Consider the following 19,376-nt stretch of genomic DNA (forward strand, 5'->3'; position numbering starts at 1 on the left):
AAACCTAATACATAATTCAATAACCAATTTAAAACAATACATGAAAACAAACTTCATTTTTAATGAAAGGCCACTGCCGTGGAACAAGCTCCGTCGTTACCCTTGGCAGTGGGCATTGTCCTCGCTGCTGCTATTGTCTCCAATGGCAACCATCGCGCAGCAACAGCAGATCGAAGGTAAAGTGCAGACTTCAAAGGATAAGCCGATCGCTGGGGCTTCCATTACAGACCTCCGTACCGGGCAGACAACATCGTCTGATGGTCAGGGACGCTTCAAGATTAGCGCATCGCCGGGAGATAAACTCGTGATCACTTTTGTCGGTTACCGCAAGACTGAAATGATCGTTGGGCAACAACGCCTCATGGATGTGTTGCTCAACGAAGATAATACAAGCTTGGAAGAGGTCGTGGTTGTGGGGTATGGCACGCAGAAAAAGGCTTCGTTAACAGGGGCGATATCATCGGTGAACAATAAAGAAATCACAGTAACAAAAAATGAAAATGTGGTCAATATGTTAGCCGGTAAGATGCCCGGTGTCCGTATCAGCCAACAGTCGAGCCAACCGGGATCATTTGAATCAAATATCGACATCCGCGGAATGGGTGAGCCCCTGATTGTGGTTGACGGAATCCCCCGTGATAAAGATTATCTGTCACGCATGGATGCCAATGAAATCGAAAGTGTATCCGTATTAAAGGATGCTTCAGCAGCTGTTTACGGTGTGCGCTCGGCGAATGGTGTTCTTTTGGTGACCACACGCCGGGGAAGCAATGAAGATGGAAACTTTGAAATAAACTATTCCTATAATCGGGCCTGGCAAAAGTTTCTTTATGTTCCCAATACGGTGGATGCCCTTGCCTATATGCAGCTTAAAAATGAACAGATAGGTCGCGATTTTAATAGTAATTATCCGGCGAAGATGCCTAATATTTTTGGACCGGCAGATTTTGAAGCGTATCAGAACGGCACAAAAAAGACATCCAATTATGTCGATGCGGCATTTGACAAAGTATCACCACAATATCAGCACAATCTTTCCATCAACGGTGGCGGCAAGAAAGTTAATTATTTCTTCAACCTGGGCCATATGGATCAGATGGGCGCTTACAAAAGCAAGAGCCTCAATTATAATCGCTGGAATTTCCGCTCCAACATCGATGCGCAGATCACAGATCGTCTGAAAGCATCTTTGGATGTGGGCGGGTATGCCGATGAGACCAACCAACCACGTACGGATATCTGGGCCGTCTACAAACAGGCCTGGAGACAAAGACCTATTGTGCCGATCTATGTCAACGACAATCCCCTTTATCCGAATTTTGAGATGATCGATAACGAAAATCCGGTCGTGGTAACGGACTCCAAACAGACTGGCTATCGTAAATTTTTACGTAAGCAATTCAACGGTATCATCTCTTTAGACTATAAAGTACCCTTTGTGGAAGGCTTAAATGCGAAGGCAACCTATAATTATGATTTCAAGTACAGTGACAATACGGATTTCAAAAAGTCCTATTTTTTATATAGCTATACACCACCTGTCTATGATGGTAACGGCCAGATTATAACCCCTGAAAAGTATAATGCACATGAGAAAAATGCTCCTACGACCGTGAGGCGGAGTTCCTATCCGGATACGCATTCTCTGATGCAGTTCTCGTTGAATTATAACCGTCGTTTTGCCGAAAAACACCAGGTCTCCGGTTTGTTGCTTTTCGTCGAAGAATATAACAAATGGGATAGCTTCTATGCACAGCGGGAGATCATGGTCAATTCGGAATATCTATTTGCTGGAGAGGACAAGAACCAATTGGCAAATATGGAAGGTATTGGCGAACGTACAGCACGAGGTTTGGTCGGTAAGTTCAATTACGATTACTTAGGTAAATACATTGCCGAATTTAGTTTTCGTTATGATGGCTCATCTAAATTTCCAAAAGAATCACGCTGGGGATTTTTCCCGGCAGCCTCGGTGGGTTGGCGTATCAGCGAGGAAGGGTTTATTAAAAACAACTACAATTTTATCAATAACTTAAAAATAAGGGCATCCTATGGTAAGCTCGGGGATGACCGTTCGGCAGGTAATTACCCTTCAACCATCGTTGGTTATGCACTGGAACCCAATGAAACGGGGTGGATCTTTGGTGGAAACCTCGTGAATGGGGCCCTGCCTACAGCAATTCCCAACCCTAATCTCACCTGGTATACTTCCAAAACTGCTGACCTGGGTTTAGACATGGATCTATGGAACGGCAAGCTGGGCTTGACTTTTGATTATTTTAACCGTAATCGCTCAGGCCTTCTGGCGACAAGCCTTGACTTGATCCCTGGTACTGTTGGTGCCAACCTACCGCAGGAAAATCTGGAAAGCGATCGCACGTTCGGCTATGAGCTCTCTTTGACACATCGCAATAAGATCAATGATTTCAATTATTTTATTAATGCGCAGGTCTCTTCTACCAAGAGTCAATTTGTAAACCGCGTAGAATCAAAAGCGGGTAATTCGTACGACAACTGGCGTAACCGCTATTCTAATCGTAATAAGGATATCTGGTGGGGCAAGGAGTACGCCGGACAGTTTGGATCGTATGAACAGATTTATAACCACCCAACATTGGTAAGCAGCGGCACATTGCCTGGTGATTATTACTATCAGGACTGGAACGGCGATGGAGTGATCAACGATGCCGACAATCATCCTATTGCAACGTACAATATGCCTTTGATCAACTATGGTTTTACCTTAGGAGGATCGTGGCGTGGTCTGGATCTAACGATGAATTTTCAGGGTGCTGCAAAAGTGTATGTACAGTATAGTGAGGTACTGGCAGGACCACTGCAGTTTGACGGTGGTGCTTTGACGCAGTTTTTGGATCGCTGGAGACCAGTTGATGCTGGTGCCGATCTATTTAACCCAAGCACACAATGGTTTGCTGGATATTATCCTTCTACTGGCTCTGCCATGGCCGAAGGAACCCGGGCGGTTCAAAATGCCTCCTATCTGCGTCTGAAAACCTTAGAACTGGGTTATTCTCTCCCGCAACAATGGTTGAAGACATTAAAAATAAAGAATCTAAGGATCTATGCGAGTGCTTATAACCTGTTGACATGGACGGGTCTCAAATATACCGATCCCGAGCACCCAGGGTCTGCCGGAGGTTCTTCATCGGGTGATATTGATGTGTACAAATATCCCATCAATAAAACCTACAACATTGGAGCATCCATTAAATTTTAATCTCAAAACGAACAAAACATGAAAAAATCAATCGCTATAGCAATTATTGGCCTTTTTCTGTGCTCGGGCATGCAATCCTGTAAAAAAATGGATCTGGATCCACTAGGGGTATTGGGTGAAGATGCGCTTTTTGGAAATGAAGCTGGAGCACGTAAATATGTCGCTGGAATGTACAGCTATCTGCCCATAGAAGACTTTGTATATCATCCTGAAAGAGGATTTAGATGGGACAATTATTGGCAAAATTCGGAAACGCTTGCGGCCATGAGTGGCGAGATGACCGGACAATTTTGGGGGGTAGCTGGGGCACAGGGCTTTGGTTACTGGCCATATGATCGCATCCGGAATGTCAATACCCTGATTGCAGGCCTGCCTAAATACAAAGCCAATTATACCGAGCAGGGGTACAACCAGATCTTTGGGGAAGCCCATTTCCTACGGGCTTTCTATTATTTTGCTTTGGTTAAGCGCTACGGTGGGGTACCTATTATAAAAGACGTGCAGGATCCAACAGCTGATAAAGAACAGCTCTTGGTTAGCAGAAATAAAGAATCTGAGGTTTATCATTTTATCAATGAAGACTTGCAGGCGGCTATTTCAATGATGTCTGGAAGCAGCGAACGTGGCCGCGCCAACAAATATGTGGCAGCAGCTCTACTTTCCCGCGCCATGTTGTATGCCGGTAGTATTGCTAAATATAGTTCGTATAGCAATCTCTCTGGCGATGCCACAGACAAGCAGTTGGTAGGTATCAAAAAGGAAGAAGCGGAATGGTTCTTCAAACAGGCTTATGATGCTGCAACAACCGTGCTGGCAGGACCGTACAGTCTGTACAATAAAAATGCACAGGATAAGGAACTCAACTACGTAAATTTGTTTTTGGACTTAGACAGCCCTGAGGATATTCTGATCAAGGAGTATAGTCTGACCGCACCGCACAACAACCGTCTCAAACATAGCTATGACGCTACACACTTACCCAATCCGACCTTTTCGAGTGACAATGAGTCTGCGGCATACCCCGTATTGAATGTCGTGGAGTTATTCGGTGAACTTCCAATCACTGATGCCGGTGGAAAACCAGTACGCTATACGGACCGTAAACAGCTGTATGCCGATTTGGAACCTCGTCAGCGGGCCACATTTTACTTCTCGGGAATGGAATTGCGCGAAGGCGCCGAAAGACGGAGTTTTGATATTCAGCGTGGACTCTACAAAACCTTTCCCGGTAAGGCTGCTGATGCACAGATGGGCGCGGGTACTGCGGCGATAAATAGCGAGTCAAATCGAATCTTGGCTGGCCCCAAAAATAGCCTGTTTGATTACAATGGTACGAAGATCAACATAACAGGCGAGCATGGCATGTGGAAAGATGGACATGCCAACAATACCCGAACTGGATTTTACATCCGTAAATACATTAACTATAAAATGTCTACCAAGGATGTGAAGTTATATAACAGTACACAACCCTGGAAGGTCTTTAGGCTCGCTGAGATACTTTTGAATAAGGCAGAAGCTGCTTATGAACTTGGCCTGATCAAAAATGATGAAGCACTTAAACAGGAAGCATTTCAATACATCGCGCAGATCCGTAATCGTGCTGGTGCCAAGCCTTATCTCTTTACAGCTGCTTCGGCAAACCTCTCCGGTAAATATGGTTATCCCTTGGATGGAAATCTGCAATTTATACGTGAGGAGCGCGAACGTGAACTTTGCTTTGAAAACCACCATTGGTGGGATATGCGGAGATGGCGCATTGCAGATGTGGAGCTCAATAACTTTGTACCCAATTCGCTGATGCCTTACCTTGTATTGGATGAACTGAAATATGCTCCGGGCGGCGAACGGATCAACTCCTTTATTTTTATTCGCGAAAAGGAACCTTGGAACAAGACGTTCAACTTTGAAAAGAAATGGTATTATGAACCTATTCCGGGTGGAGAACTGAACAAAAACCCTAATCTATATCCACAGAACCCTATTTACTAACCGAGCGGAAATGAGAACGATATATTTATTTACAGCATTGACAGGCTTGTTATTTTTAAATGCCTGTTCGAAAACAGATAATTACGATGGCCCGAATGCGAGTATGAAAGGACAGGTCATTGATAAGGTAACGAATAAACCCTTCCTGACCGGACAGGGCGAATTTAGCATCCGTTTGCTAGAAACCAGTTGGAGCGACAATCCCGCACCGCAGGATATCGCCGTCAAGCAGGACGGATCGTATAACCATACAAAACTCTTTCAGGCAACGTATACCCTCCAGCCCTATGGTGGCGCATTTTGGCCAGCACAGAAGATCGAAGGTTACCAACTGGGGGCTAATGCAGAGCAAAACTTTGAGGTGACCCCCTACCTACAGATCAAAAACGTGAAGTGGACCTTAAAAGCCGAAAATAAACTGGAAATCTCCTGTACGCTTGCCGCACCTATTACGGGTGGATTGCCGCAAGTGATTGAGGTTCGCCCATTCCTGAGTCTGACACCATACTGTGGGGCTGGCAACCGTATTGATGCGTATTATAAGGATGAATATCGCGCTTTGATCAATCAAAACTGGGAAAATATTGGCAATATGCAGACCGGAGAAGGAAAGGAAACTTACACGATCAAGGATATTCCATTGAAATCAGGGTACACCTATTATGTACGGATGGGTGCAAAAGTGCGCGACACCTACGAAAAATTCAATTATTCGGAAGTGGAGGTTATTAAAGTACCTTAAGTAAAGAATCTAAACAATAAGCGGGACTTGGTGCCCGCTACTACTACTCAATACTAAATAATTATTCGGATGAAACAATTTATTAAAGCAGGTTCCAGATGCCTATTGGGCATGACATTATTTTTTGCCACACACTTGCAGGCGCAAGATAATCCATTTATCAAACATATGTATACCGCAGACCCTTCGGCACGGGTATGGGCCGATGGCCGCCTGTATGTGTACGCTTCACATGATATTGCTCCACCTCAAGGTTGCGATCTGATGGATCAGTACCATGTGTTTTCGACGGCGGATATGAAAACATGGACCGATCATGGCGAAATATTACGCGCCTCACAAGTCCCATGGGGTAGAAAAGAAGGTGGATTTATGTGGGCTCCGGATTGTGTCTATAAAAATGGTACTTATTATTTTTATTTTCCACACCCAAGTGGTACGGAGTGGAATAAGACCTGGAAAATTGGTGTAGCTACGAGTAAATCACCAGCAAAAGATTTTGTGGTACAGGGCTATGTAAAAGGTGCCGAAGCACTTATTGATCCACATATCTTTATCGATGATAATGGACAGGCCTATTTTTATCAGGGGGGCGGTGGTGTCTGTAAAGCAGGTAAGCTCAAAGACAATATGATGGAGATTGATGGTGAATTGCAAAAGATGGAAGGTTTGGAAGATTTTCACGAAGCTTCATGGGTACACAAGTATAATGGAAAATATTATCTGTCCTATTCTGACAATCACGATGAGAACTGGAAAGATGGAGTAAAAGGAGATAACCGTATGCGCTATGCGGTAAGTGATAGTCCAATGGGACCATGGAAATCAATGGGCATCTATATGGATCCGACGAATAGCTATACAAACCATGGCTCCATTGTCAAGTTTAAAGGTAAATGGTACGCTTTCTACCATAACAGTGAATTGTCACAAAAAAATGGCGAATTCAACGATTGGCTTCGTTCCATCTGCGTAGACCGCTTGGAGTACAATAAGGATGGCAGTATCAAGAAGGTAAAGCAGACTGGCTTATTGACAGGTCCCAAATAATCGATGGACACGAAGACGATATGTTGCCAAAAAAAATTAACTTTAGGGGCGGAACAACTGTTTCGCCCTTAAACCATCGAACACTTAATTGTTTAAAATGCTAACGAAGAATATCAAACGTAAAACCAATACATTGTTACGCACAATATGTTGCTGTTCTCTTCTTTCGGTCAGTATGCTAAAAGGTTTTTCCCAAGCTAAAATGACGAAAGATTATGTTGACTATGTCAATCCTTATATGGGAAACATCAGCCATTTATTGGTGCCAACCTACCCAACGGTCCACTTGCCAAACAGCCTTTTGCGCGTTTACCCTGAGCGGGGAGACTATACGTCAGACCGTCTGTTTGGTCTGCCGCTTATCGTTACCAGCCATCGTGGAAAATCGGCTTTCAATCTTAGTCCCATGGTGAAATTGCCAGGCAGTTTGAAACCGGTACAACTGTATAGTTACGATCAGGAGGAAATGCATCCGTATGCCTATTCGGTGCTATTGGATCAAGAGAATATTCAGGTAGACTATGCGCTGTCGCATCAGTCGGGGATGTATACCTTTACGTTTCCGACAACTTCGACAAAATACCTTCAGTTCAACTCACAGGAAGGGAAACTTCAATGGGACGGACAGGGACTTTCAGGTACACAGGATATTGGTAATGGTACGCACGTGTATATTTATGCGATTCCCGAATCCAAGCCAGTTGCGGTGAAGCGACTGCAAGGCCAACAACTGGAAAATGCAACAGAAACTGCAGGTAAGAATTCGTGTATGGTATTGGAGTTTAATCAGGCAGGGACTAGCTTGCGCATGAAATATGGTGTTTCATTTATCGATGTCGCACAAGCAAAAGCCAATTTAAAACGTGAAATCAGCGACTTTGATCAAAAGAAGCTAGCTGAAAAAGGCCGTAAAATATGGAACGACGCTTTAGGTAAAATAGCTGTGGAAGGCGACAATGAGTCCAATAAACATGTGTTTTATACCTCCTTATACCGCACCTACGAAAGGCCAGTCAATATTTCTGAGGATGGACGTTATTATAGTGCGTTCGACGGTAAGGTACATCAGGACGAGGGCAAACCTTTTTTTACCGATGACTGGATCTGGGACTCCTACCGTGCACATCATCCATTGCGGGTACTGTTAGATCCTGGCACAGAATCCTTGATCCTCAATTCTTTTGTCCGGATGTCTGAACAAATGGAGCAGCCTTGGTTGCCTACTTTCCCTGAGATTACCGGTGATAGTAGACGGATGAATTCCAATCATGGTGTAGCAACTTTGTTGGATGCTTACCGCAAAGGAGTGCGTAATTTTGATATCAAGAAAGCCTATCTGGCAGCAAAAGGTGCGATTACAGAAAAGACACTAGCTCCTTGGTCGGGTAAAGCCGCGGGGAAATTAGACGAGTTTTTTAAGGAGAAAGGCTATATTCCAGCATTATATCCAGGTGAAAAAGAAACGATACCAGAGGTAAACGGTTTTGAACGGAGACAACCGGTCGCTGTAACCTTGGGTACCTCTTACGACTTATGGTGCTTGGCACAGCTTGCTCAAGAATTGGGTATTCAGGCTGATTATGATCTCTTTATGAAGCAATCTTTCAATTATCGAAATCTTTTCAACGAACAGACCAAATTTTTCCATCCCAAAGATGACAAAGGAAATTTCATCATGCCTTTTGATTATGTGTTTTCTGGCGGACAAGGAGCACGGGAGTATTATGGTGAAAACAATGCCTGGATCTATCGCTGGGATGTACAACACAACATTCCGGATCTGATCAAATTGATGGGGGGAAATGAATTGTTTGTCAAGTACCTCGATGAGATGTTTCAGCAGCCTTTGGGTCGGTCGAAATTTGATTTTTATGCACAGCTTCCAGATCATACAGGTAATGTTGGACAATTTTCCATGGCGAACGAGCCGGCTTTGCATATTCCTTATCTCTACAATTACGCCGGACAACCTTGGATGACACAGAAACGGATACATAAACTGATCGGTGAGTGGTTTAGAAACGATCTTATGGGGGTACCGGGTGATGAAGACGGTGGCGGGATGTCTGCTTTTGTGGTCTTTTCCCAAATGGGCTTCTATCCTGTAACACCAGGTTTGACTTCCTACAGCATCGGATCTCCATTTTTTCAGAAAGTGAGCATACAGCTTCCTAATGGCAAGTCTTTTGTAATTATCGGCAAGAATGCATCTGCAAAAAACAAATACATTCAATCGGCGAAATTAAACGGGCAGCCGCTGAACGTTCCACAGCTGACCCATGCCGATGTGCTGAAAGGTGGCACATTGGAATTTGTGATGGGGGATAGAGCAAATCGAAATTGGGGAAAGGGAAACTAACAAAGCTTGCTTACCGGCATGTGTATGTCAGAAAGTAAAAAAGGTAAAAAGCGCTGTTGATCATCGATCAACAGCGCTTTTGTTTATGGATAGCTTTGTCCTATTGTCTATACGCGGTAGGATATTCGCCTTGCTTTAAATCGAATAACCAAAACTTTGATAAGCAGCTCAAATATGGATGCTCCCTTATTGAAACATATCGGGGGTAATCAAGACTGCTGTACCTTTTGTTCCATTCCGTTCGATCTGTTTACCTGCATAGCTGATACAGACCGGACCATTACTGCTGGGTAGGATTTCGGCTTTCTTAAGCTTACCGTTTTCCCACTGTATATTCACCGTACGATTTCCTCTTGCTTTAAGTCCGGTTACGCTTCCCTGATCCATGTTGTGGCTTAGAGCGGGTAGCAGCTCGATGAGGTAATTGTTGTTTTTGTCCCTGACCTGACTTTGCAGCAGCATTTCGGCAATGGCTGCGGTCGCGCCAAAGTTCCCGTCAATTTGGAAAGGTGGGTGATTATCGAACAGATTGGGCAGTGTCTTGTCACTGATCAGGTTATACAATAAGCGGTAGGCATGTTCTCCGTCATGCAATCTATTCCACATATTGATTTTCCAGGCTAGACTCCAACCTGTACCATGATCGCCCCGACTTAATAGCGTCTTTTTTGCAGCTTCGGCTAGTTCGGGCGTATTAACGATTGAAATCTGGTTGCTCGGATGCAAACCAAATAAATGTGAGGTATGCCTATGATTTACCTCTGTTTCTTTATAATCTTCGATCCATTCCATAATGCGGCCTGTTTCTTTGCTGATTTGTGTTGGAATAAGTTTGGTTAAGGCAGCTTGACAGCGTTGTCTGAAATCAGGATCGCAATCTAAGAGCTTTGTGGCTTCAACACAATTTTGTAGGAGGTCGCGGATAATCTGTGTATCCATGGTGGCACCGTAGGTAAAACTGGAAACTTCACCCGATGGTAGGATAAAACTATTCTCAGGGGAATGTGAAGGGTTGGTGGTCCAATAACCGGAAAATGATTTACCTTGGGGGATTTTGACCATAAAATCTAAAATAAATTCAGCCGCTCCTTTCATAATAGGATAAGCCTGGACTTTTAAAAATTCTCGGTCGCCAGTATAGTTATAATGTTCCCAGGGGTGCTGCGCCATCCAGGCCGATCCCATGGGCCAAATGCCCTGTACGCCATCGGCTGGAGCTGTGTAGCCCCAGGCGTCGGTGAGATGATGTACCACCCAGCCTTTAGCTCCATAGAGCTTGCTTGCGGTACGCTCACCAAAAGGAATTAATGCCTTCGTCAGGTCAAATAGGGGCTTATGCAATTCAGAAAGATTGGTTACCTCGGCAGGCCAATAGTTCATTTGCAAATTAATATTGGTATGAAAATCAGCATTCCAAGGTGGATCCATCTGCCAAGCCCATAAGCCCTGCAAATTTGCCGGCATATGTCCTGGACGTGAACTGCTGATTAAAAGGTAACGACCAAACTGAAAGAATTTGTTGACTAAGGTATTAGGTACCTTTTGCAATTCTTTTGTCAACCGAATGAGTGAATCGGTGGGTAGTTTTGCGAGTTTATCTTGTTCCGGATCTGGAAGATTCAACTTGACCCGATTAAAATACTGTTGGTAATCTTCTATATGAGCTTGTTTTAACTGTTGATAATGCTGTTTGTTCAGGCTACTGATTACCTTGCGGCAGCTTGCAAGTGGATCAATATCCACCGGGGTTTGTGGATAGGCGATATGCTTCAATCCGGGATAATCCGTAGCAGCGGTGACGATGATGGTAATCTCATCTGCTCCGGTAATCGCTATGCGGCCGTCGGCATTGATAAGTTTACCGCCTTTAAGGATTACTTTTGCAATTGCGGCAAATTTTGTTCCGCGCTCATGGGCATGAGCAGATTGGCCAATCTGACCCTGAAGTAGCAATTGTTTGGGATCTGTCGGATCAGCCGTGCAACTGAAATCTTGGGCTCTTTTCCAGGTGAAGTTTAGATCGAGTGCCTGTTTCTTGTTTGCTGTATAATGGATGACCATCGCGTTGGCAGGTGCTGAAATGAATGACTCGCGAAAGAACTTGACGCCATTATACACGTAGCTTGTTTGTTGCAATGCACGCTCAAGATCAAGCGAGCGCATATACTGTTCAGCTTTAAGATGGAGCATATCAAACCATAGTTCGCCTAGCGACTGATAGGGTTTGATGTTTTTGGGTAAGCCCATCAAAGTTGTGTCTGCAAGGTCGATTGCTTCTTTATTTTTACCTTCAAAAAGAAGTTGTTGTATGCGGGGCAGATACATTTTCCCCTTGGGATTATTGGGATCCTGCGGATGACCGGCCCAAAGCGTACTTTCGTTCAGTTGGATGCGTTCATCGGCGACACCACCAAAAAACATAGCACCGAGCTGACCGTTACCGAGCGGTAGCGCTTCCTCCCAAACTCCTGCGGGGCGTGCATAGCATAACGTTAAAGGGCCTGCGGAAAGACTTGCTGCCGACTGAATCTGTGTGCGGTCTGTCCAGAATTGCGTGATCTTATGTTGCCGCTGACTAGCTGGGGCATCTATTATTTTAGTGGACTGCTGTGCCTTAATTGTTGTGTTGCCCATCAGTAGCAGTGCGCAGTATAGGAGCGTTTTTATTTTCATCTTTTAGTTTCTTTTCGGTTGTTTTACGGGGACTGAGGTTTTGGTTTTTAGGTATTTGCTTGCCTGTCCGGTTAACCAAAGATAATGATCATTTGGAAGATTATCTTCAATACCGACAAATGAACCTGTTCCATTAAGTGGGACATCTTTTTGATGCAGTGTCTTGAATATGGCGGTACCTTCGTCGACTTCATCAAACATGGCGATGTAGAGCATTTGGGCACCAATTGAGAGGTTATACTGTAATTGTTTCCATAAGAAATTTCCGGAATCACGTGGGACAAAGGCACGTGAACTCCCAGTCATGTTCGTCCAGGAGAATCCAGGGAAGCAAAGTGGAGCATAATCGATTTGATGTTGTTTGCACCAGTCCATATCATCTTTGATCAGGGATTTGAACTGATCGAATCCGGCCTGATTATATCGACCAACAAACCAAGGCATAATGATATCTGATTTTTTGATGAGTTCATGCAAAAATGGATCGGATTCAGTATCCTGGCGTAATTCACGCCAATAAGTCGGTACGCCAAGAAGCACGCTATAGCCGTTTTGTTTGAGGTAATTGACAATACGTTCGGCTGTTTTGAGGTTATATTTGCGACCGTCGTTAAATCCGATACCCCAAACGGCAATCAGTGGTTTGCCATGATGAAAAAGATAGGTTTTGGCGCGATCACGCTTTTTGAGGTTCCATTCTTTTTCAAGGGCGGCTACATCGTCCATTAAGATTTTGTCGTCACCATCTTTAATGCCACTAAGGTCGTACATGACGCAGATTGCGCGGTCAAATTCATTGGCTGAACGAATAGCCGAAGTCAAGACTGTATTGAAGTGGTTGTGACCACTGGGGTTAGCGATCTCACCCACGAATCGTTGCATAAATACGCCATCGATTCCGTATTGTTGCATCCATTTAAAATGAAGGTTGACGGAAGAATAATCATGTGCGCTATAGAGTTTAGCGGGCTTTCCCTCTTTTGTCATAAAAGGACTGTCATAGGTTATTTGATAGGCGCTGACGTCGGGCCAAAAATCGATATTTGTAGAACCGGGTTGGAATCCGTTTTTTCCACGGTAATGGTACCATCCGCGGTCTGCACCATCCGTAGGACTATTGAACCAGCCTTGGTAGCCGGCCATAACAAGGCCGCTATACGAGTCGTATTGTTTTTGTGCGAATAGTAAGCCTACCGAAAAAAGTAGACAGATGCCAAGAAGATGGAATTTGAGCGTTTTAGCTATCATATCGATTTATAATTAAGTTATGCCGTTAAATATCGATTAACCCAATTAATAGTCCATTAATAAAGTATTAATAAGCCTTGAATAGATAATTTTACCGCAGTTGAATATAAAGATTAACCGCCTTTTTATTGTCATGCTATATTTCTAATTTTTTTTGTGTAATTTTTTATGGAAAAAGAAAAAATGATCATCATATATTAAAATACGTCCTACTTTAGCGTGATACGCAGTAGATAGATCAATTATGAATTATATAAACTGAGATAAATGAGAAGTGTTCTATGCGCACTTGCGGTAACGATTATCTTAATCTTATCGTTTAATAAACTTGTTTATGATGATATGCCCGTAACCAACGCTACGATAGTATTGAACGAAGTAAATCGTCATAAACAAGACGTCAAAAGTATCTTAATGACCGATAGTAATTTTTCGGATTTAAGTTTTTTTGATGCTATGCTAAAAAACAATAGAATCCTGATGTTGGGAGAAATGATGCACAATGATGGCGAAACTTTTAAAGCGAAAGCCAGGATCATCCGTTATCTCCACGAACATCTGGATTATGATGTTGTTTTATATGAGGCAGGGCAGTATGATATGTGGATGATGAATGCACAGATGGATACCCTGATGGATAAGTCGCAGGAAAAAACGATCGGTGGTACTGGACTATTTGACTTCTGGTGGCAAAATCAGGAAAATCAGCCCCTCTTAACGTATTATAAAAAAACAAAATCAACAGAGCGTCCAATGATCCTCGGCGGATTTGATATCCAATTTTCAGGCAGGGGCTTATCAAATCTACGCGTAAAATTATTGGAGGATTTCCTGCTTAAAAATGGGATAGATTCAACCAAATATCCGTTATTGAAAAAAAATAGCAACAGGTTGGAGTATCTAACTTATGAACCTTTTGCCAGTAAACGGCTCAATGCGAACGAAAAAAAACAGTTCCTGGCAGAACTGGATGAGTTGAACCGCAGGATCCTCAGCGGCGTAAAAGACTCGGAGCATCTGATCTATAGCCGATATCTGTCTGATATGAGGCACAACTTTGACAAATCTTGGCGCTATAAAACTGGGTCGATGCAGAGCATGCATTTTAGAGATTCACTGATGGCGGAAAATCTAACCTATCAGATCGATTCGCTTTACGCCGGCAAAAAGATTATCGTCTGGTGTGCCAATATTCATAGCTTTTCTGCGCCATACAATAAAGATTATCGGCCCCTCGGGACTTATCTAAAGCGTAAATACGGTGCTCAAGCGTATAGTCTGGATTTTACTTCCTATGGACGATATGATAAAACTGGCCGTGTTGTCGATAGAGTGGGTAAGTTGGCCGTGGAAAATGTATTTCATGCCACTAAATCACCCTATTTCTTTTTGGATCTTCGTCAGTTGCCCAACAATAGCATGTTAAAACAACGTTTTAGTTCAGTCATTAATCAGGGGATTGATGAAGAAAGAAAATGGCACGAGTTTATCGATGGCATTTTCTATATCGATATCAATAAAGATCCAATTTACCGCTAACAGCATGGAAAGTATCTTAACACAACAACTTAGCTTTAAAATAGGCGCAAAAACAATCTTGGATAATATTAGCCTACAAGTCCCAGACAGGAGTATTTATGGATATCTCGGCCGAAACGGGGCGGGAAAATCCACAACAATCAAATTGCTTTTAGGTCTTTTGGAGGATCAGGCAGATACGATTTTTATTCAGGGAAATAGTCTAAAGGCACATCCGACAGGTGTTTATGCCAATGTTGGAAACTTGATTGAGGCCCCATGCTATTATACGAAATTGACCGTTTTTGAAAATTTAAAGTACTTGGATATCATCCACAAAAAAGGCAACAAACGCATTGATGAAGTATTGGAAATGGTAGATCTTCATCGGGAAAAGAAGAAAAAAGCCAGTGCCCTGTCCATGGGGATGAAACAGCGGCTGGGAATAGCGATGGCGATTTTTCATGATCCGCAATTGCTTATCCTGGACGAACCATTAAATGGTCTCGATCCACAGGGAATTGTCGAAATGCGCAATTTATTTTGTCATCTCAACGAACAGGGAAAAACGATCTTTCTTTCGAGTCATATTTTGAGTGAGCTTGAAAAAATAGCGACACACATTGGTATCATTGAAGGTGGGAAAATGATTTTCCAGGGAACCAAACAGGAGCTGCTGGGACAGGTTGACCGAGAAGTGTACCTACGTACAGCCAGTCCCGAAGCAACAGCTTCGGTTTTAAGAAATAGCGGTTTTTCTGGTGTTAAAATCGAAGGGGAAAACGTTGCCGTCACTATCGGCGATGATCTGCAATTTGATTTTATGATCAAATCTTTGGTCGAAAAGCAGATTGATATTTATGGATTGGAATCCCGTAGTGCTGATCTTGAACAAATTTTTATAAACCTTATCACTCGTGTCAATGACTAATACATACTATACTGCTTTCTTGTCGGAAAAGTACAAACTCTTGCGTAATAGGGAAATTTTTGGGGTACTTATCGTTCCTATGGTGCTCGTTTTTGCGATTGCCGGTTATATTATTTATGATGTTATGGATTCAGGAGGGGCAATGGCGGTTCCTAACCCTTGGAAACTTCTGCTTGGCCGATATGTTTTTCAGTTTTTTTACCTGCTCTATCCCATCCTGGTCGCTTTATTCGTCTATGCCTGTTGTGATGTCGAGTATAAGAATAACAATTATAAAATACTCTTTACCCTACCCATCAGTAAATCGAATATTTTCTTTTCCAAAGCCGTCTTTATCCTGTTGACCTTACTGTTTTCAATACTCTTTGCTTACGCTGCATTTCTGATCAGTGGTTATCTGCTCAGCCTGATTTACCCCGTACTGGGGTTTCAGAATTATGATTTTAGGGTCGTAATCTTTTATACGTTTTTGAAACTTTTTATTACGCTCTCAGCTATCGCTATGATTCAGCTTGCCCTGAGCCTATTGTTCAGAAGTTTTATCTACCCAATTGGAGTAGGCATGTTTATGTTGGTCTTTTCCGTGCTTGTCGCACAGAAAAGTTTTTCGGATTTTATCCCTTATACAGGTGCCTATAATGCGGTAATGAATATCATGTCCGAGAATGATTCCTTTGCACGACTAGACTATAGCAACATGCTGATGCTCGTCATATTTCTATTGATCAGTTTTTACTTATTCAAGCGGAAAGGACAGTTTTAATTTGTAGGCACACCTGATCGGCTATTTTTTATCAAGTTCTTTTTTATAAGTACTCGGAGACTGGCCATATTTCTTTTTAAAGGCCGAAGCGAAATAGGATGCGGAGGAAAAACCGACACTGCTAAATATCTCGTTGATGTTTAGTCCTTCAGCCATAAGGCTTTTGGCTTTCTTTAATCTTCGCTCGATAATGTATTCATTGACGCTGCAGTCAAGTAACTGTTTGACTTTACGGTAGAGCTGCACGCGGGAGAGATGAAGCTCGTTGGCAATGCCATCGACACTCAATCGCGGGTCTGATAATTTGGATTCGACAATCGCGGAAAAATTGTTCAGAAAACGTCTATCGTTATCATTGACCTGCTCAGCTTGAGCGTTATCAAACTGTTCCACATTGCTGCTGTATTTTTCTTTAAGCTGATGGCGTGACTGTAGGATGTTTGAAATCCGTGTCCGCAGTAATTCGGCATTGAAAGGTTTAGTAATGTAGTCATCGGCCATCAATTTACTTCCTTCGAGCATCGTATCTTCATTGGCGAGTGCACTCAATAAGATGACGGGAATATGTGCGGTCTGATAAAATGCTTTGATGTCCTTTAGAATATCCAGACCGCTACCATCAGGAAGCATAATATCCGTAATGACTAGATCTGGAAAATGGGTCTTCAACATTCCATTGGCTTGTTGCACATCTTTTGCCAGGAAAAGATTATAATCCCTTTCTAAGAGGGAGCGGAGATAATCTCTGATTTCATCATTATCTTCTACGACCATAATACTTTTTGATTTGTTGGATCGAAAAGAAAGATTGTTGTCTACCATCTTTCGTGTGGCGTCCAATATGTCGTCTTGTTGAAACAGTGGTTTTTCTCCTTTGTCGAAATCGGCCAGTTCAGCGGGCTCGTAGTGACTATTTCCAATTGGCATACGTAGGGTGAATATCGACCCATGGCCGGGTTTGCTACTCACAGTGATTTGGCCATGATGCAGTTCGATGATCTGTTTGGTGTAGGCGAGGCCGATTCCGGAGCCATTACGACTACTGGCGCCCTGATAAAAAGGATCAAAAATATGCTCAATATCACTTGGGGCAATCCCCAGGCCATTATCTAATACACGTAGATAGAAATAGTCTTTGAAATTGTTTTCTTCCAATATAATTTCAATTCTGCCACTTGCCGCCGTATGTTTGATCGCGTTGGACAATAAATTGGATAAGACCTGTTCCATGAGGTATTCGTCCATCCAAACCTCTTTCAAGCTTGTTTTGTTGACATAACTGACGGAGATCCTGTTTTTCTTAACCAAGGGTTTGAAACTACCTATTACCTGCTGAATAAATGGGTCAATGTAAACAATGGCCGCATGCAGCTTAATCTTCGATTTACTGATGCGATGGATATCAATGAGGTCGCTGACCAAACGTTGTAGTTTTTTTGCATTCCGTTTGATGCGCGACAACTGTTCTCTGACCTCTTCGGTAAGATCTTTTCGTAATTCAAGGTCCTCGATAGGCGCGATGATAAGGGTCAGCGGGGTTTTAAATTCATGCGAGATATTGGTGAAGAAATTATTTTTGATTTCTGCCGCTTGCTGAATTTGACTGTTCATTTCGACGATCTGTTTTTGTTGCGCAAGGATCTCGCTATTCTGGATTTCCAGATGTTTGTTCTTTTCCCAGTTGCTCCTGATCACGATAATAGAAATTCCCCCAAAGACAACAGCTAGCACCAAGCTAACGACCAATACATTAAGAACGGACTTTTGACTTTGGTAAATCTTATTCTGTTCCGTAATGAACTCCTGTCTTTTGTCAATATCGAGCTGCTGTTGTTTTATTTTATCCGACTGCAGGGCAAGCAACTCCGCGTTGGTTTTATCGATGACAGAGGTTGCGAGTATATTCTCGCGGCGGTAGTTTTGATGGTTGATGATAGCCAAGGCCGTTCGAATGGCTTCGGCCCCGCCAGTGGGGTAGAGTATGGAAGCAAACATTTTGCCCTGTATGATCTTTTCAAGGCCATTTCCGGGACCAGGAAGAGCATCAACACCAATTATCTTAATGTCCTTTTTGATCTGCGCTTCGTCCAATGCTTTTTTTACCCCCATGGCCATCTGATCATTGAATGTAAAGATGATATCACTCTGGCTCATGACGTTTATATGCTTACGCATTTCCAGATAGGCTTTATTTTTCTCCCAGCCGCCGTGAATGACGCCGCTCACCCGAACCGCTGTGGCATCTCCAATTTGCTGGATAAAGCCTTTTTCACGCTCTATTGAAGCCGAGGTGCCCGATAGCCCTGTGACTAATCCGACCGAACCCTTTCCTTGTAAAATTGTACGGCTATATTGACCGGCCAGTTTCCCGATGGCGAGATTGTCGGCGCCCACATAAGCATTATATTGGCCGGAGGACGTCTTACGGTCTGTTACGATGACAGGTATATTGCGTTGGAATACAGAATCCACAATTGGCGTGAGTGGCTCGGCCTCATTTGGGGATACAATCAGAAGATCGATATCCTGTTTGACTAATTCGCGAATTTGATTGATCTGTACATTATTGTCGCCATGTGCGTCGCGATAAAGAAAGTCAATATCGGGATTGAAGGAAAGTTCCCTTTTCATTTCCTCGAGCATCGTTTGTCGCCAGGCATCGTTTCCGATACACTGCGAAAATGCGATGACCTGCTTTTTCTTCCGGACCATTGGTTGACAGCCACAAAAAAGAAGCAAGGTCAATATGCCACTAAAAATGAAATATTTTCCCATGATTTTTCCCCTTAAATATCCGAATATACATTATTTAGATTTTTTTGGGTAACAGTGGTTGTGTTAGTGTATGTTTTACACTAAAAT

Annotated in this window: 11 protein-coding genes; 8 read left to right on the forward strand and 3 right to left on the reverse strand. The window is 43.1% G+C overall.

The features are described 5' to 3' along the window. Window positions 1-40: 40 nt before the first annotated feature. From ACHWSC_RS17475 to ACHWSC_RS17495, 5 genes are all read left to right on the forward strand, one after another. On the forward strand, window positions 41-3,238 hold the full coding sequence (locus ACHWSC_RS17475) for a SusC/RagA family TonB-linked outer membrane protein (protein WP_394677615.1): 3,198 nt from the start codon (window positions 41-43) through the stop codon (window positions 3,236-3,238). Between the two features lie 18 nt (window positions 3,239-3,256). Continuing rightward, on the forward strand, window positions 3,257-5,230 hold the full coding sequence (locus tag ACHWSC_RS17480) for a RagB/SusD family nutrient uptake outer membrane protein (protein WP_394677616.1): 1,974 nt from the start codon (window positions 3,257-3,259) through the stop codon (window positions 5,228-5,230). 10 nt (window positions 5,231-5,240) lie between these two features. Continuing rightward, window positions 5,241-5,972 carry a DUF3823 domain-containing protein gene (locus ACHWSC_RS17485; RefSeq protein WP_075991603.1) on the forward strand — a complete coding sequence of 244 codons (732 nt, stop codon included), beginning with the start codon at window positions 5,241-5,243 and terminating at the stop codon, window positions 5,970-5,972. A 69-nt stretch (window positions 5,973-6,041) separates the two neighbouring features. Continuing rightward, window positions 6,042-7,022 carry a family 43 glycosylhydrolase gene (locus ACHWSC_RS17490; RefSeq protein ID WP_120336608.1) on the forward strand — a complete coding sequence of 327 codons (981 nt, stop codon included), beginning with the start codon at window positions 6,042-6,044 and terminating at the stop codon, window positions 7,020-7,022. Window positions 7,023-7,119: 97 nt separating this feature from the next. Next, on the forward strand, window positions 7,120-9,381 hold the full coding sequence (locus ACHWSC_RS17495) for a GH92 family glycosyl hydrolase (RefSeq protein ID WP_394677617.1): 2,262 nt from the start codon (window positions 7,120-7,122) through the stop codon (window positions 9,379-9,381). Window positions 9,382-9,567: 186 nt separating this feature from the next. Here ACHWSC_RS17495 and ACHWSC_RS17500 read toward each other — a convergent pair whose 3' ends face one another. Further along, complete coding sequence (locus tag ACHWSC_RS17500; protein WP_394677618.1) at window positions 9,568-12,054, reverse strand: glycosyl hydrolase family 95 catalytic domain-containing protein; 2,487 nt, start codon at window positions 12,052-12,054, stop codon at window positions 9,568-9,570. 3 nt (window positions 12,055-12,057) lie between these two features. Beyond that, window positions 12,058-13,302, reverse strand: a complete 1,245-nt coding sequence (locus tag ACHWSC_RS17505; protein WP_394677619.1) for a glycoside hydrolase family 71/99-like protein — start codon at window positions 13,300-13,302, stop codon at window positions 12,058-12,060. Between the two features lie 267 nt (window positions 13,303-13,569). Here ACHWSC_RS17505 and ACHWSC_RS17510 point away from each other — a divergent pair, with 267 nt between their 5' ends. Genes ACHWSC_RS17510 through ACHWSC_RS17520 form a run of 3 tightly spaced genes read left to right on the forward strand, consistent with a single transcriptional unit; the run spans window position 13,570 to window position 16,514 of the window. Further along, complete coding sequence (locus tag ACHWSC_RS17510; RefSeq protein WP_394677620.1) at window positions 13,570-14,841, forward strand: erythromycin esterase family protein; 1,272 nt, start codon at window positions 13,570-13,572, stop codon at window positions 14,839-14,841. Window positions 14,842-14,845: 4 nt separating this feature from the next. Next, window positions 14,846-15,751 (forward strand): ABC transporter ATP-binding protein, encoded by a 906-nt coding sequence (locus tag ACHWSC_RS17515; RefSeq protein WP_394677621.1) that lies wholly within the window; start codon window positions 14,846-14,848, stop codon window positions 15,749-15,751. Next, a complete protein-coding gene (locus ACHWSC_RS17520; RefSeq protein ID WP_394677622.1) occupies window positions 15,744-16,514 on the forward strand; it encodes an ABC transporter permease in 771 nt (256 codons plus the stop codon). Before ACHWSC_RS17515 ends, ACHWSC_RS17520 begins: the two co-directional genes overlap by 8 nt. 21 nt (window positions 16,515-16,535) lie before the next feature. On the opposite strand, the gene ACHWSC_RS17525 is transcribed toward ACHWSC_RS17520, so the two are convergent. Next, window positions 16,536-19,289, reverse strand: a complete 2,754-nt coding sequence (locus tag ACHWSC_RS17525; protein ID WP_394677623.1) for a substrate-binding domain-containing protein — start codon at window positions 19,287-19,289, stop codon at window positions 16,536-16,538. Window positions 19,290-19,376: the final 87 nt, after the last annotated feature.

It is taken from the genome of uncultured Sphingobacterium sp. (genome assembly GCF_964277905.1).
In the GTDB taxonomy this organism is placed as follows: Bacteria; Bacteroidota; Bacteroidia; order Sphingobacteriales; family Sphingobacteriaceae; genus Sphingobacterium; species Sphingobacterium siyangense.